The sequence below is a fragment of the Micromonospora sp. WMMD736 genome (genome assembly GCF_049179015.1).
In the GTDB taxonomy this organism is placed as follows: domain Bacteria; phylum Actinomycetota; class Actinomycetes; order Mycobacteriales; family Micromonosporaceae; genus Micromonospora.
Genome location: NZ_JBMHMI010000001.1, coordinates 2,194,844 through 2,209,831 on the forward strand (window position 1 = coordinate 2,194,844; position 14,988 = coordinate 2,209,831).

The window sequence follows — 14,988 nt, forward strand, 5'->3', positions numbered from 1 at the left end:
CCGGGTGGTTCCCGGCGAGGCGCCTGCCCGCAGGTGGTGGTACGCGGGGGATTCGAGGCGCCCGGGAAGGTGGTAGCCCCGGGCCCGGCCGGGGTGCGGCGATGCGGCCCGCGCGGGAGGAGGTCCCGCCGGCTGCGCTCGGGTGCCGTGACCGGAGGTGGTGCTCCGGCTGCCCTCGGCGGTCCCGCGCCCACGCGATCTGGCTCCTGTCGCGCTGAATCGACAGTGTGCCATGGAAGCGCTCCCACAACAAGCGCAGAGCGAGCTGGTTCACCCACTTGTTTCGATCTCGTTTTGGGTCTTTCACAAAGGCGTGACGGGCGTTACAGTCGCAACATCGGTCGATGGGAGCGCTTCCATCGACAAAGGTTCCAACTGGAAGATCGCCGGGACCGTCCTCGTGGCGGGCCCGGGGAACCATCCGAAGGCCGACGGCGGGCCAGCCCGGACGCCGCCGTCAGCCATCATCCCGCCACAGGGAGGGAGGTGGAACCAGAGCCACTCGCGTGGCCCGGCTCCCGCGCGACACGCACGGCAGGACCCAATTCCGCCCGTGTGTGTGCAGTTACGGTGGGGACGGGGGTTGCCCTCCCCCGTCCCCACACTAAACCCCCGTACACGATGGGAAAAGAGGCCGACGGGACAGGCGCGAAGCGCCGCCCGGTCGGCCTCGTTCGCTGTCCGGGGCCCTCACCCGCCTCGACCCGCCATCGTCGGCCGCCGTGACGGCCGGCTCACCGGGTCGAGCGCTTCTGGCCTATCCTGGGAGCGCTCCCGAATCTGGGCGGTGGCCCCGTATCCACGAGGAGAATCCATGTCGATACCTACCGGGCCCGCCGGCCCGCTGCGCTTCCCCCGCGACTTCGGTTGGGGCGCGGCCACCTCCGCCTACCAGATCGAGGGCGCCGCCAAGGAGGACGGCCGTGGTGAGTCGGTCTGGGACACGTTCAGCCGGATCCCCGGGCGCACCCGCAACGGCGACACCGGTGACGTGGCCATCGACCACTACCACCGGTATGCCGAAGACCTCGACCTGATGCGTGACCTGGGTCTGCGCAGCTACCGCTTCTCCATCTCCTGGCCCCGCATCCAGCCCGACGGCAGCGGCGCGCCCAACCAGCGCGGGCTCGACTTCTACCGTCGTCTCCTCGATGGTCTGCACGAGCGCGGCATCGCCCCGATGGCGACCCTGTTCCACTGGGACCTGCCGCAGGCGTTGCAGGACGCCGGTGGTTGGGAGTCCCGGGACACCGCCCACCGCTTCGCCGACTACGCCGACGCCGTCTTCACCGCCCTCGGTGACCTGGTGCCGGTCTGGCTCACCATCAACGAGCCCAAGACCGTCGTGCAGAACGGCTACCTCACCGGCCACCACGCGCCCGGCCGGCAGGACCCGGCCGCCGCCTACCTCGTCGCCCACCACCTGCAACTCGCGCACGGCCTCGCGGTACGCGCGCTACGCGCCGCGGACAGCACCAGCCGGATCGGCCCCGCGCTCAACCTGCACCCCTGCTACCCCACCGACGACTCCGCCGAGGCCGCCGCCGCCGCGCACCTCTACGACGGCTACGAGAACCGCCTCTACCTCGACTCCGTACTCAAGGGCAGCTACCCGCAGGACGTCCTGGCCGACCTCGGCCCGCAGAGCCGGATGGTCCGGGGCATCCGCGACGGCGACCTGGCGGTGATCTCGTCGCCGGTCGACCTGCTGGCCGTGCAGTACTACACGCCCATCTACGTCGCCGCCGACGGCAGCACCGAACACCGCTGGCCCACCTCCGAGGCCGGCTGGCAGCAGATCTACCCCGACGGGATGTACGACGTCCTGACCCGGGTCACCCGCGACTACGGCCCGATCCCGCTCACCGTGACCGAGAACGGTCTGCCCACCCCCGACAGCCTGGCCGCCGACGACACCGTCGACGACAGTGGCCGGATCACCTTCCTGCGCGACCACCTGGCCGCCGCGCACCGCGCCATCGCCGACGGGGTGCCGCTGGAGAGCTTCCATGTCTGGTCGATGCTCGACAACTTCGAATGGGACGAGGGATACGAGCAGCGTTGGGGCCTGGTCTACGTGGACTACGTGACCCAACGGCGCGTGCTCAAGCGCAGCGCCCACTGGTACCGCTCCGTCATCGCCGAGGGTGGCTTCTGAACTCCTCGCCCGGACGGCCGGGCCCGGACGGCTCGGCTCGGGTGAGTCGGTGACCGTCCGGGTCACGGCCGGAAGACTCAGCGGGGCAGCGCCTGCTGCAACTCCGCTCGCAGCGCCGGGGTGAGCATCTCCCCCGCCTGCTTCGCCAACCGCGCCATCTCGTAGCCCACCACGCCGATGTCGGCGTCCCCGGCCGCGAGCGTGGCCAGGATCGATCCGTCGCGCACCTGCATCACCAGGAAGTAGCCCCGGCCCATCTCGACCACCGTCTGCTTGACGATGTCGCCGTCGAACATCTGCGCCGCGCCCGCCGTGATGCTCATCAGCCCGGACGTCACCGCGGCGAGCTTGTCCGCGTGGTCGCGGGGCAGGTGGTCGGAGATCGCCACCAGCAGCCCGTCGGAGGAGACCACCACCGCGTGCGCCACGCCCGGCACCCGCTCGGCGAACGCGCTCACCAGCCAGCTCAGGTCACGTGCCTCCTGGCTCAACGTCGTCACTGTCGTCGTCCTCCTTCGTCGTGCCCCCACGAGGGGGGCACCGGTATCTCGGTGGTGTCCTCGGCCTCGGCACGCCGTACCCCGCTGTAGAGCCGGGAAAGCATGCCGCCGACCGCGTCCGGGTCGAGGTCGGCGCGCGGCGGCGACGACTCCGGCTGGGCGGGGCGGGTGACCGCGGAGAGCTGCGCCATCGGTACGCGTACCGGAAGGCCCCGCTCGTTCGTGCCGGCCGTCACCGGAGTCGCGGGCGGCACGGGCTGGACCGGGGCCGCCGGCCCGGTCGGCCCCTGCCGGGACCACCAGCCGCCGCCGTCGGCCGCGGGAGCGGCGGCCGGCGCCAACACGTCCTCGGCGCGTACCGGCACGGGTCGGGTCTGGCGGGGCACGGCGGCGGCCGGCGGACGACCGGCCACCGGCAGGTCCAGCGGCGTCGCCGGCCCGCGGACGCCCGCGGACGGGGGCGCCCCCGCCCCACGCTGCGCCGCGGCACCCCGGGCCGCGTTCGACGCCAGCATCCGGGCAGGCGCGGGCGGATCCAACTCGACGGCCGCGCCGGGCGCCAGCAGGGTGGCCGGGAGCACGAGCCGCGCGACGAGGCCGCTCTGGCGCCCTTCGAGCTGCACCCGCACCCCGAGGCGGCTCGCCAGGTGGCTGACCACGAACAGGCCCATCCGCTCGACCGCCGCGACGTCGGCGGCCGGCGGACTGGCCAGCACCGCGTTCGCCTCGGCCAGCGCGGACGGGCTCATGCCCAGACCGTCGTCGATGATCTCGATGAGCGCGGTGGACGCCTCGACCCGGGCGGTCACCACGACGAAGGTGTCCGGCCGGGAGAAGGCGGTGGCGTTCTCCAACAGCTCGGCCAGCAGGTGCACCAGCTCGCCGACCGCGTGCCCGACCACGTTCACGACGCCCATCGGCTCCAGCCGAACGCGCTGGTACTGCTCGATCTCGGCGGCGGCGGCCAGTAGCACGGTGCCCAGGCCCACCGGACGGTTCCACCGGCGGGTGGAGTCCGTGCCCGCCAGCACCAGCAGGCTCTCGTCGTTACGGCGCATGCGGGCGGCCAGGTGATCGAGCTTGAAGAGGTTCTCCAGCTGGTCCGGGTCGCTCTCCTCGCGCTCCAGGTCGTCGAGCAGCTCCAGTTGCCGCTCCACCAGCACCTGGCTGCGGCGCGCGAGGTTGACGAACATCGCGTTGACGTTGCGGCGCATCAACGCCTGCTCGACGGCGACCGTCACGGCACTGCGGTGCACCGCGACGAACGCCTCAGCCAGCTCACCGATCTCGTCGAGCGAACGGACGACCGCCGGGGACACGTCGATGGTCGGCACACCACCGGTGACGGTGCGCAGCCGGTCGAGGGCATCGGGCAGCTCCACCTGGGCGATCCGCAGCGCCTGGCTGCGCAGCAACCGCATCGACCGGGCGACCGACCGCCCGACCAGCAGCGAGATCAGCAGGGCGACCAGCAGCACCGCCACGACGCCGCCGACCACCAGCAGGGTGGTCCGGAGCTGGCCGCTGCTCGCGTCGTCGGCCTGCCGCACCGCGTCGTCGAGCACGCTCGCCTCGACCTGCCGCAGCAGCTCCTGGCGCTGCTGGCTCGCCGACCACCACTGCTCGGAGGGCAGCACCTCCGGCGCCGCGTCACCGACCGGCAGGCTGCGCTCCTCCAGACGGGTGGCGACCTGGAAACCGGGGTTCACCGAGGTCTCGTCGTACCGGCGGATCTGGTCGCTGGTCGCGGACACCCGGAAGGCGCCGAGCGCGGTGAGCTGCTGGGCGCGCAGGTCGGAGAGGATCACCCGGTCCTCGGTGCCGTACCGGCCGGCCCGGCCGGCGGCGTAGAGCTGGGCCCGGACCCGGGAGGACAACTCCTTCACCCGGGCGATCTGGACGTAGCGCAGCACCGCGTCGCTCAGCCCCGGCCGATCCTGGCCCGGCGTCGGCTCGGCGAGCAGGTCCAGCAGCGCGTCGACCGCCCGGTGGTAGTTGCTCAGGATGGTGTCGTTGCTGAGCACCGCGGGCGGGATGGCCGGTCGGATGTCGACCACCTGGTCGTACGCCTCGAGCACCTCGGCGAACGCGACCCGCCAGGAGGCGTCGGCGTCGGCCAGCGGCTCGGCCGCCCGGCGCAGGTCCTCGACGGCGCGCTCGGTGGCCGACTGCAACGGCCGCAGGGCGGTGGCCGCCGCCTCCCGGTCGCCGCCGCGACGTAGCTCGCCCAGCTCGCCCGCCGACCGGTCCCGCTCCTGCTGGAGCTGGTCGACCACGGCGGTGATCTGCCGACCGATGCCGACCTGCCGGGAGAAGTCGTTCAACGTGGCCGTCCGGCCGACCAGCGCGCTGGTCTGCACACCCGCCAGCACCAGGAACGCCATCGACGGCACCAGCAGCACGGTGGCCAGCTTGGTGCTCATCCGCCAGTCCCGGAGCCGGAACGGCGAGCGGCGTCGATGCGGAACGACCCGGACGTCGAAGCGACGCCGACGGTGGTTCGACACCGCACCGTTCGACGGGTCGGGACCTGCCGCCACCCTGCCTCCTCCGTCCTGCCGCGTCCACCGCGACCCGGGGAGCGGAGTCCATCCAACCAGGCTCGGTGGCACTGTCAACGGTCCGGGCAGGGCGAAAGTTCAGGAAGGATACTGCGGGTGGGAACGTCCTGTCGTGGTCGGTGAGACCAGTTCGTCCGTCCGGCCGATGTCGGCGAGAGCCGCCGCCTCACCAAGGTGACCCAGCGCCACCAGAGCCGCGCCGGTCGCGCCGATCTCCGGGTTGCGTTGGTGTGACACCGGCCGTGGCGCGAGCGCGGCGGCGAACGCCTGCCGCCACCACACCGACGCGGCCACCGCGCCGCCACCCAGCACCACGCCGACCGGCTTGTCGACTGTGGACTCCAGCACCGCGAGGTCCTCGGCGACCAGCCCACACAACCCCTGCATCAGTCCGGCCAGGATGTCCACCGCCGTGGTGCTGAAGCTCAGACCGCGCAGCTCGCCGGTGCCCGCCGGGGCCAACCCGGGCGCCCGGTCACCGCCGAAGCGGGGATCGGCCGGCCGGCCACCGCCCACCGGCACCAGCGCCAGCGCCGCGTCCAGCTCGTCACCCTGGGGCAGCCGCAGTTCCCGGTCCGCCCAGGCGAACAGGTTGCCACCGCTGGAGTACGCCGCGCCGGTCACCACGTGGTCATGGTCGACCCGGTAGCGCCACAGACGTTCGGGCAGCCGCGGCAGCGGCTCTCCGGCCGGGACGCGCTGCATCAGGCGTACCGCCGCGGAGGTGCCCACCGTGACCGCGGCCCGGCTCGGGTCGGCGCAGCCCGAGCCGACGTTGGACGCCGCGCCGTCGCCCACCGGCGGCGCCCACCGGGCCTCGGCCAGCTGTGGCCAGCGGCGGGCCCGGTCGGGGCGGAGCCGGCCGTGCCAGTCCAACTCGCCGAGCGGCGGGAGGTCGCGGGGCCGCGCGCCGGCCAACGTCAGCGCCTCCTCGTCCCAGCGCAGGGTGGAGAGGTCGAGCAGACCCGTGCCGGAGGCCTGCGAGATCGACATGGGCGCCGTCTGGAGCAGTTCGCCCAGCACGTATTCGGGGAGGCCGACGAACCGGCTGATCGGCGTGCCCGACTGGTCCCGCAGCCAGGGCAGGCGGACCGGCCAGTAGGAGCGGTGCCACCAGCAGCCCGTGCGGTGGTGGAAGCCGGCCGGGTCGGACGGTCCGGAGGTGTCGCCGACCGGCGCGGGCCGGGTGTCCAGCCAGGTGACGACCGGGCCCAGCGGGGTGCCGTCACGGTCGAGCGGAAGCACCGAGTGCCACTGCGCGGACGTCGCCACCATGCCCACGTCGTGCAGGTGCCCCGCCTCGGCCAGCTCGTCCAGACACTCGACGAGCGAGGCGAGGTAGTCGGGGCCGGACAGGGTGCCGGTGCCGTCGTCCCCGATGGCGAGTTTGACCTTCCGCCGGGCCAGTGCGCCGGGCAGCGGCCGGGTTTCCCCGTCCAGCACCAGACCGCGTACGGAGGAGGTGCCCAGGTCGAGCGCGAGAATGTTCATCGCCGGTCAAGTTACCCGGTGCCGCCCGCGCCGGGACGAGGGTCCGGCCCGGCACACCCGTACGCCCGAAGGGGTCCCGAGTCAGCGCCCGACCGCGTAAGGTGATGCGCATGCTCGCGCACCCAACCTCCTGGTGGCCCGCCGACCCGGCGGCCACCCCCCGCGCGTAGCTCCATCCACGCGGCCGCCACCGAGGCGGCCGCCGGATCTCCGGCCCGGATGGCCGCCCCCGCTGGCGGCGCCCGGCGCCCACGGAGACCACGATGACCAGCCTGACTCCCCTGACCGACCTGCTCGCCGCCATCTCCCGGGGCGACGACCCCGGCCCCTTCGCGCTGCTGCGCCGCGAGGGCGCCGACGACCTGGAACTGTTCACCGGCCCGGTAGCCACCGTCGACCGGTTGGCGGACATCCCGCTGTCCCCGGGCGAGTCCGGGGCGCGGACGTTGGCCCTGGTGCCGTACCGGCAGATCGCCGAGCGCGGTTTCGCGTGCGTCGACGACGACGCCCCGCTGGAGTGTCTCCAGGTCCGCGAACACGGGCGGATCCCGCTGGCCGACGCGCTGGCCGTGCTGCCCGACGAGCCGGTCCGTACCCGCGACGCCGCCTTCGACGTCAGCGACGACGAGTACGCGCGGATCGTGCAGCAGGTACTCACCGACGAGATCGGTCGCGGCGAGGGCGCCAACTTCGTCATCCACCGCACCCTGCACGCCACCGTGCTGGGTGCGCCGCTGGTGGCCGCGCTGGCCGCGCTGCGTCGGCTGTTGGTCGCCGAACGCGGCGCCTACTGGACGTTTGTGGTGCACACCGGCACCCGCACCATGGTCGGGGCCAGCCCGGAACGGCACGTGAGCGTCGACGACGGGCTCGTCATGATGAACCCGATCAGCGGCACCTTCCGGCCCACCGGCGACACCCCGGACCGGGCGGCGCTGCTGCGGTTCCTCGCCGATCCGAAGGAGATCGAGGAGCTGTACATGGTGCTCGACGAGGAGCTGAAGATGATGGCGACCGTCGCCGAGCACGGCGGCCAGGTCATCGGCCCCTACCTCAAGGAGATGTCGCACCTGGCGCACACCGAGTACCTGCTCGCCGGCCGGGGCACCCGGGACGTGCGGGAGGTGCTGCGGGAGACGATGTTCGCGCCCACCGTGACGGGCAGTCCGATGGAGAACGCCTGCCGGGTGATCGCCCGCCACGAGCGCCGCGGCCGGGGCTACTACGCGGGCGTGCTGGCGCTGCTCGGCCACGACGACGCCGGCCGCCAGACGCTTGACGCGCCGATCCTGATCCGGACCGCCGAGATCTCCCCGTCCGGTCGGCTGCGGGTGCCGGTCGGCGCCACTCTGGTCCGGCACTCGACGGCGGCCGGCGAGGTCGCCGAGACCCACGCCAAGGCTGCCGGGGTGCTGGCCGCGCTGGGCCTCGGCCCGGCGGCGTCCACCGGCGAGCGCGGGCCGGTCGTGCGGCTGGCCGACGACCCGGAGGTACGCGACGCGCTGGCGGCGCGTAACACGCCGCTGGCCCGGTTCTGGCTGGACCAGCGGTCGCCCGACGCGCCCGGACTGCCCGGGCTGGCCGGCCTGCGGGCCCTGATCGTGGACGCGGAGGACACCTTCACCGGCATGTTGGCGCACCAACTGGGCGCGTTGGGTCTCGCCGTCACGGTGCGCCCGTGGCACGTCGGCGGCCCGGTCGACGGGTACGACCTGGTGGTGGCCGGGCCCGGCCCGGGTGACCCGGGCAGCCCGGACGACCCGAAGATGGCGGCGCTGCGGGACCTGCTCGGCGAGTTGCTGGCGTCCGGTCGTCCCACCCTCGCGGTCTGCCTGGGGCACCAGGTGCTGGCCGGGCTGCTGGGGCTGCCCCTGCACCGCCGGGACGCGCCCTACCAGGGGCTGCAACGGGAGGTGACGCTGTTCGGCGGGTCCCGCCGGGTCGGCTTCTACTCCTCGTTCACGGCCCGCGCCGAGGTGGACCGGCTGGACACCGCGTACGGCACAGTGGAGCTGGCCCGGGACGTCCGTGACGGGTCCGTGCACGCCCTGCGCGGACAGGGCTTCGCCGGGGTGCAGTTCCACCCGGAGTCCGTGCTCAGCCCGGACGGGATGACCGTGCTGACCGAGGTGTTGACCGACCTGCTGCCGGCGTCACGCCCGGTCGGCCGAGGCTGACGGCATGGTTACCGTCGTCGCGGGGTAGGGCTGGTGCGACCGGTGGCGCGAGCGGGCCGAGAGCCCCCGTGCGCGCCACCGGTCGCCCGCGAACCGTCAGCCGCCCAGGCCCTGCTTGAGCGCCGTACCGATCAGCACCGCCCGGCGCGCGGTGAGGGCGCACGCGCCCAGCGCCACCGCGTCCGGGGCGATCTCGCCGTTGTTGCTGGTGTGCGAGGGGCCGTACGGGTTGCCGGCGATGAACTGACTGGAGTCGGTGTAGCCGGGAGGAACCACCACGCCACCCCAGTGGTAGAAGACGTTGAAGAGCGACGTCAGCGTGGTCTCCTGTCCACCGTGCGACGTCGCCGTGGAGGTGAAGGCCGCGTAGACCTTGTTGGCCAGCGCGCCCTGCGCCCACAGCGGGCCGGTGGTGTCGATGAACTGCTTCAACTGCGCGGCGATCATGCCGTACCGGGTGGGCGAGCCGAAGATCGTCACGTCGGCCCAGGCCAGGTCGTCGATCATCGCCTCGGGAACGTCCTGGGTCTCCAGGTGGTGCGCCTGCCAACCGGAGTTCGAACGGATCGCCTCGTCCGGCGCGAGCTCCCGTACCTTGCGCAGGCGCACGTCCGCGCCGGCCTCCCCGGCGGCCTCACACGCGGCCTGCGCCATCTGGTAGGTGATGCCGGTGGCGCTGTAGTAGATCACCGCCACCTTCGTCTGGGCAGCCATCAGAGTTGTCCCCTTCTCGTCTCGGGTCAGCTCCCGCGACTACCCCTGCGGTGCGGAGACAAACGACGGATCGCCCTGTTCCGGTCGTCCGGGCTCAAGTTTTCCGCAAGTTCCCGGACGTTCCGATCCGGCCGCCCGCGCCGACCGCGATCCTGATGCCATCCGGTGCCGGCGCGCGATCCCGCCGCCCCCCTGGCACCGGCGCCTGAACGGGGGATCGCGCTCCGCCGGCAACGGCGCTGGCGTAGCGCGATCAGGGGTCCGCCGTCGGCGAAGGCTTCCCGCCCGCTCAGCGGACCAACATCGTCATCAGCCGGTCCAGCTCGGCCGCCGGGTCGGCGGTGAGGCCGGTGTGCACCGGACCGGCCTGGATCATCGTGCTACGCGGCGCGGCCAGCCAGTGAAAGCGCTCGCCGAGCTTCATCCGGGTGGCCGGCCCGTCCCCGGAGCAGGTCCGGTCCAGCGACTCCAGCACCGCCGCCACCGCCGGCAGATCGAGGTCGGGGGCCAGGGCGCGCACCCGGTCGGCGTCCAGGTGCGTCCGCGCGGCCAGGAAGTCACGCTGCTGGCAGTAGAGCAGCACCCCCACGTTGATCTGCTCGCCGCGCTCGACGCGGGGCACCAGCCGGATGACGGCGTACTCGAAGGGATGCCTCACGCCGCGCCCCCCGCCGGTAGCCAGTCCGCCGGGCGGGCGACCCGCCGCGACAGGTGCGACACGTACGCCTCCCGTGCCTGGTCGGCCGAGTCGAAGTCGGCGGCGGTCAACCACTCGGCCGGCACCAGCGCCAACACCTCCCGCAGGAGGTCCGGGGTGATGCGGGCGGCCAGCTCGTTGTTGGCCTCGGCGACCCGGTCGGCGTACGGCGCGAGCACGTGGTCCTCGGCCCGGAACGCGCGGTGCACGGCGGCGTCGGCGCGCGGCCAGTTGTGGTGGAAGTACAGCGCGGCGCCGTGGTCGATCAGCCACAGCTCGCGGTGCCAGACGAGCAGGTTGGGGTTGCGCCAGCTCCGGTCGACGTTCTCCACGTACGCGTCGAACCAGAGCACCCGCGAGGCCAGCAGCGGATCGACGGGGTGCGCCACCGGGTCGAAGCCGAGCGCCCCGGGCAGGAAGTCCATCCCCAGGTTGGCGCCGCCGCTGTTGCGCAGCAGCTCCTGCACCTCCTGGTCGGGCTCGGCCCGCCCGATCACCGGGTCGATGTCGAGCACCACCAGTGGCGGCACCCGCAGGTCCAGTCGGCGGGCCAGCTCGCCGCAGATCACCTCGGCGACGAGCGCCTTGGGCCCCTGCCCGGCGCCGGTGAACTTCGCGACGTACGTGCCGAGGTCGTCGGCCTCGACGACGCCCGGCAGTGAGCCACCCTCCCGCAGCGGGGTGACGTAGCGGATCGCGGTGACCTGGCGGAGCACGCCGCCCACCCTACTGGGGGGCCAGCGGCACGCCCTGGCCCCCCACCTGCCCGGACCGATGTCAGTCGAGCTTGTCCCGCAGGTCGTCGACCTGGTTCTGTAGGCGGTCCACCGCGCCCTTGTTGTTGACGAACGTGGTGATGCCCGCGGCGAGGCCCAGGCCGATCAGGACCGCCAGGATGCTCAGCACCAGGCCGCCGATGGACACGCCCCGGCCGGTCACGCCCGGCCGACGGGCCATCTTCAGCCCGACGATGCCGAGGATGATGCCGATGATGCCGAGCACCAGCCCGACCCAGGCGAGGATGGCCGTCAACACGCTGAACAGGCCGGCCACACCGAAGACCAGGGCGAAGGTGGCGGCCGCGCTGGTCTTGGCGCCGGTGGACGCCCGATGGGCCCGAGAATCGGCCGGTACGCCGGAACCACGGGCCGGTTGGCTTGCGGCAGTCATGGGACTCCCTTCCGTACGCGCGGCGCGCGTACTTCCGGCCGGCCGCATTCCCACCGCCGTACCGGTTAACCGTGCGTGTCGGTGGTCTCGCCTAGGCTGCGCCGGGGCGACCGGAAGGGGTGCGATGACTGCCGACCTCGGCGCGGCCGACGCGCTGGCACTGCGGATGACCAGCCTGCTGCTGCGCCCGCCCGTCGGGCCGGGCACCGTCGCCGAGGTGGTCGAGTGGTTCGGGGCGATGCAGGCACAGGATCTGGCGAGCGGGCTGTGGTCGCTGGGCGCCCGGCTGCCGGGGCGCACGATGGCCGACGTGCAGGCGGCGCTGGAACGCCGCGAAGCGCTGCGCACCTGGCCGATGCGGGGCACCGTGCACCTCGTACCCCCTGACGACGTGCGGTGGATGCTGGAGCTGACCGGCGTCCGCTCGCTGGCCGGCGTGGCGAACCGCCGGGCGCAGCTGGGCCTCAGCGAGGCCGACGCCGACCGGGCGGTGGACGTGCTGGGCGCGGCGTTGGCCGGCGGCGGCCGGCTCACCCGGGGGCAGTGCCTCGCCGCCCTGCGCGCGGCGGGGCTCGGCACCGACGGCCAGCGCGGCTACCACCTGCTCTGGTACGCGAGCGTGCGCGGGGTGACCTGCGTGGCGCCCACCGTCGGCACCGAGCAGACGTTCGCCCTGCTCGACGAGTGGGCGCCGGAGCAACGCCGTCCGGAGCGGGACGAGGCGTTGGCGCTGCTCGCCCACCGCTACGTCCGGGGCCACGGGCCGGTCACCGACCGCGAGTTCGCCGGGTGGAGCGGCCTCACCCTGACCGACGCGCGGCGCGGCCTGACCGCCGCCGCCGACCAGCTGAGCACGGTACGCGTCGACGGCGAGCCGATGTACGTGGACAGCACGCTCGTCGACGCCGCGCCCACCCCGGCGGCCGGGATGCTGGCGCTGCCGGGCTTCGACGAGTACCTCCTCGGCTACCGGGACCGCACCCTGATGCTCGACCCCGCGCATCGGGCGGCCGTGGTGCCGGGCAACAACGGCATCTTCCAGGCCACCGTGGTCCGCGCCGGTCGGGTGGTGGGCGTGTGGAAGCGCAAGGTCGGCCGGCAGGCCGTCACCCTGACGGTACGGCCGCTGACGCCGATGACCACGGGCGAGCGGGCCGACGTCGAGCGGGCGCTGACCCGGTACGCCGACTTCCTCGGGCTGCCACCACGGTTCGACTGGCCGGCCTGACTCCGGTCAGGCCCGGTCGGGGGTGGCCCGCTCGCCCGCCGTGGCGGCGTCGGCCGTCGTACCGCCGGGTGCGGCGGTGGCCCGCCGGGGACGGGCGGTGGTGAGCAGGTCGACGATCCGGGTCACGCCGGGGTCGGCGCGGATCTGCGCCACGCTGGCCGGCAACGGCAGCCGCCAGTTCGGGTACTCGTCGACCGTGCCCGGCATGTTGGGTTGGCGCACCTCCCCCAGCACGTCGTAGAGGGACACGCCGAACAGGCGGGACGGGCTGGCCGCGAGCGCGGCGTGCATCGCCGTGACCACGTCCCCGTCGTCCGGCTCACCGCCGGCCTGCGCGTCGGCGTCGGGCGGCTCGGGCAGCAACGACTCGGCGCGCAGCATGGCCAGCAGCCGCTCCCGGTCGGCGGCGGCCCGGGCACGCTCGACGGCGACGTCGGTGCCGAGCAGCTTCAACTCGTCGCGTACCCGCACGTGCTCGCCGGTCAGGAAGCCGGGGGCGGTCGGCAGGTCGTGGGTGCTGATCGTGGCGAGGGCGTTGCGGGGCCAGCGGGCCGGCGGGGTGAACGCGCCGTCGTCGTCCCGGGCGAACCACAGCACCGTCGAGCCGAGCATGTTGCGCCCGCGCAGCCCACGCGTCACCGCGGGCTGGACCGTGCCCAGGTCCTCGCCGACGACCACCGCGCCGGCCCGGTGCGCCTCCAGCGCCAGGATGCCGAGCATCGCCTCGGCGTCGTACCGCACGTAGGTGCCCTCGGCGGCACCGGCGCCCGGCGGTACCCACCACAGTCGCCAGAGCCCGGCGACGTGGTCGACCCGCAGGCCGCCCGCGTGCCGCAGGGTCCGCCGCAACATGTCCCGGTACGCCGCGTACCCGGTCTCGGCGAGCCGGTCCGGTCGCCACGCGGCGAGGCCCCAGTCCTGGCCGAGCTGGTTGAAGTCGTCCGGCGGCGCACCGACCCGTACCCCCTGGGCCAGGACGTCGGCGAGCTGCCAGCCGTCCGCGCCGCCCGGGTCGATGCCGACGGCCAGGTCGTGCACCACGCCGACGGGCATGCCGGTCGACCGGGCCGCCGCCGTCACCGCGTCGAGTTGCTCGTCGCACAGGTGTTGCAGCCAGGCGTGGAACGCCACCCGGTCGGCGAGGTGGCGACGCTGCTCGGCGACCGCCGGGGCGTCCGGGTGGTGCAGCTCCGCCGGCCAGGCCCGCCAGTCGTTGCCGTGCCGCTCGGCCAGCGCGCACCAGGTGGCGAAGCTGGTCAGTGCCGGGTCCGCGTCGAGGTCCACCGCCGGGGCGTACGGGTGCAGCAGCTCCAACGCGTGCCGTTTGGCGGTCCACACCTCGTCGTAGTCGATCAGATCCCCGCGGTCGGGGCGCAGCGCGTCCACCACCGCCCGGGTGGCCGGGTCCGCCGCCGCGTACGCGGCGGTGTCGCTGACGCGCAGGTAGAGCGGATTGACGAAGCGTCGGCTGGCCGGCGAGTACGGCGAGGTGGCGACCGGGTGCGCCGGCCCGACCGCGTGCAGCGGGTTGAGCAGCACGAGCCCGGCGCCGGTCGTACCTGCCCAGCCGGTGAAGTCGGCCAGGTCGCCGAGGTCACCCATGCCCCAGGAGCGCTCGGAAGTGAGGGCGTAGAGCTGGAGCATCCAGCCCCAGGTGCGGGGCGGCACGGGCAGCCGCCGGGGCACCACGACGAGGGTCACGTCCCGCCCGTCGCAGGCCAGCCGGTGCCAGCCCAGCGGCAGGTCGCCGGGCAGCTCGCCGTCGACCGTCCGGCGACCGCCGTCCTCCAGGGACACCACCGCGGGACCGGGCAGCACCCGGGTCCTGCCCTCGGTGAGCACCACGGTCGGCGGCAGCGCGGTCCGGTCCACCGCGCGGACGGCAGCGAGCGCGTCGGCGATCGCGGCGGGACTGGTGGCGTCCACGCCGAGCAGGCCGAGCACGCCCACGACGGTTTCCTCGGCGACCTCGACGCGGCGGTGCCGCCAGTCCTCGTACCAGGTGGACACCCCGTGCGCGGTGGCCAGCGCGACAAGTCCCCGATCCATCACCAACCCACCCTGCCACGCCGCCCCCCACCCCGCACCCCGCTCCCCTCCCGCCCTCTCTCCCCTCCCCGCTCCCCGCTCCCCGCTCCCCGCTCCCCCTCCGCCCGCTCCCCGCCCCCGTCGATCTTGCACTTTCTGCTGCGACATAAAGGACCTTCTCCTCCATGTCGACGACACAAAGTGCAAGATCGACGGGGCGGGGAGCGGGGGCGGGGGCAGGGGCGGGAGCGGGGACGGGGACGG

11 protein-coding genes are annotated in these 14,988 nt (G+C 73.8%); 3 read left to right on the forward strand and 8 right to left on the reverse strand.

The genetic code is table 11. From position 1 onward, the window contains the following. Positions 1-814: 814 nt before the first annotated feature. Positions 815-2,158, forward strand: coding sequence for a GH1 family beta-glucosidase (locus ACN269_RS09215; protein ID WP_421472047.1), 1,344 nt, complete (start codon positions 815-817; stop codon positions 2,156-2,158). Positions 2,159-2,235: 77 nt separating this feature from the next. On the opposite strand, the gene ACN269_RS09220 is transcribed toward ACN269_RS09215, so the two are convergent. The 3 genes from ACN269_RS09220 to ACN269_RS09230 all read right to left on the reverse strand — a co-directional run bounded on the left by ACN269_RS09220 (position 2,236) and on the right by ACN269_RS09230 (position 6,710). After that, complete coding sequence (locus ACN269_RS09220; RefSeq protein ID WP_197281421.1) at positions 2,236-2,649, reverse strand: roadblock/LC7 domain-containing protein; 414 nt, start codon at positions 2,647-2,649, stop codon at positions 2,236-2,238. Positions 2,650-2,654: 5 nt separating this feature from the next. Next, positions 2,655-5,198, reverse strand: coding sequence for a nitrate- and nitrite sensing domain-containing protein (locus ACN269_RS09225; protein ID WP_421472048.1), 2,544 nt, complete (start codon positions 5,196-5,198; stop codon positions 2,655-2,657). Positions 5,199-5,297: 99 nt separating this feature from the next. Next, entirely contained in the window at positions 5,298-6,710 is a 1,413-nt protein-coding gene (locus tag ACN269_RS09230) for an FGGY family carbohydrate kinase (protein WP_421472049.1), read from the reverse strand. 272 nt (positions 6,711-6,982) lie between these two features. Between ACN269_RS09230 and ACN269_RS09235 the strand changes: the two genes are divergently transcribed. Beyond that, positions 6,983-8,887: an anthranilate synthase family protein gene (locus ACN269_RS09235; RefSeq protein ID WP_421476239.1), complete on the forward strand. Its 1,905-nt coding sequence runs from the start codon at positions 6,983-6,985 to the stop codon at positions 8,885-8,887. Between the two features lie 96 nt (positions 8,888-8,983). Here ACN269_RS09235 and wrbA read toward each other — a convergent pair whose 3' ends face one another. From wrbA to ACN269_RS09255, 4 genes are all read right to left on the reverse strand, one after another. Beyond that, positions 8,984-9,601 (reverse strand): NAD(P)H:quinone oxidoreductase, encoded by a 618-nt coding sequence (gene wrbA, locus ACN269_RS09240; RefSeq protein ID WP_421472050.1) that lies wholly within the window; start codon positions 9,599-9,601, stop codon positions 8,984-8,986. 289 nt (positions 9,602-9,890) lie between these two features. Then, positions 9,891-10,259, reverse strand: coding sequence for a DUF3037 domain-containing protein (locus ACN269_RS09245; RefSeq protein ID WP_421472051.1), 369 nt, complete (start codon positions 10,257-10,259; stop codon positions 9,891-9,893). After that, positions 10,256-11,014 (reverse strand): HipA family kinase, encoded by a 759-nt coding sequence (locus ACN269_RS09250; protein WP_421472052.1) that lies wholly within the window; start codon positions 11,012-11,014, stop codon positions 10,256-10,258. The genes ACN269_RS09245 and ACN269_RS09250 overlap by 4 nt, the downstream gene beginning before the upstream one ends. A 61-nt stretch (positions 11,015-11,075) precedes the next feature. Beyond that, positions 11,076-11,468, reverse strand: coding sequence for a hypothetical protein (locus tag ACN269_RS09255; protein WP_421472053.1), 393 nt, complete (start codon positions 11,466-11,468; stop codon positions 11,076-11,078). A 124-nt stretch (positions 11,469-11,592) separates the two neighbouring features. Here ACN269_RS09255 and ACN269_RS09260 point away from each other — a divergent pair, with 124 nt between their 5' ends. Then, positions 11,593-12,696: a winged helix DNA-binding domain-containing protein gene (locus ACN269_RS09260; RefSeq protein ID WP_421472054.1), complete on the forward strand. Its 1,104-nt coding sequence runs from the start codon at positions 11,593-11,595 to the stop codon at positions 12,694-12,696. Between the two features lie 6 nt (positions 12,697-12,702). Here the strand turns inward: ACN269_RS09260 and malQ are convergent, their stop codons facing one another. After that, positions 12,703-14,745 carry a 4-alpha-glucanotransferase gene (gene malQ, locus ACN269_RS09265; protein WP_421472055.1) on the reverse strand — a complete coding sequence of 681 codons (2,043 nt, stop codon included), beginning with the start codon at positions 14,743-14,745 and terminating at the stop codon, positions 12,703-12,705. Positions 14,746-14,988 lie beyond the last annotated feature (243 nt).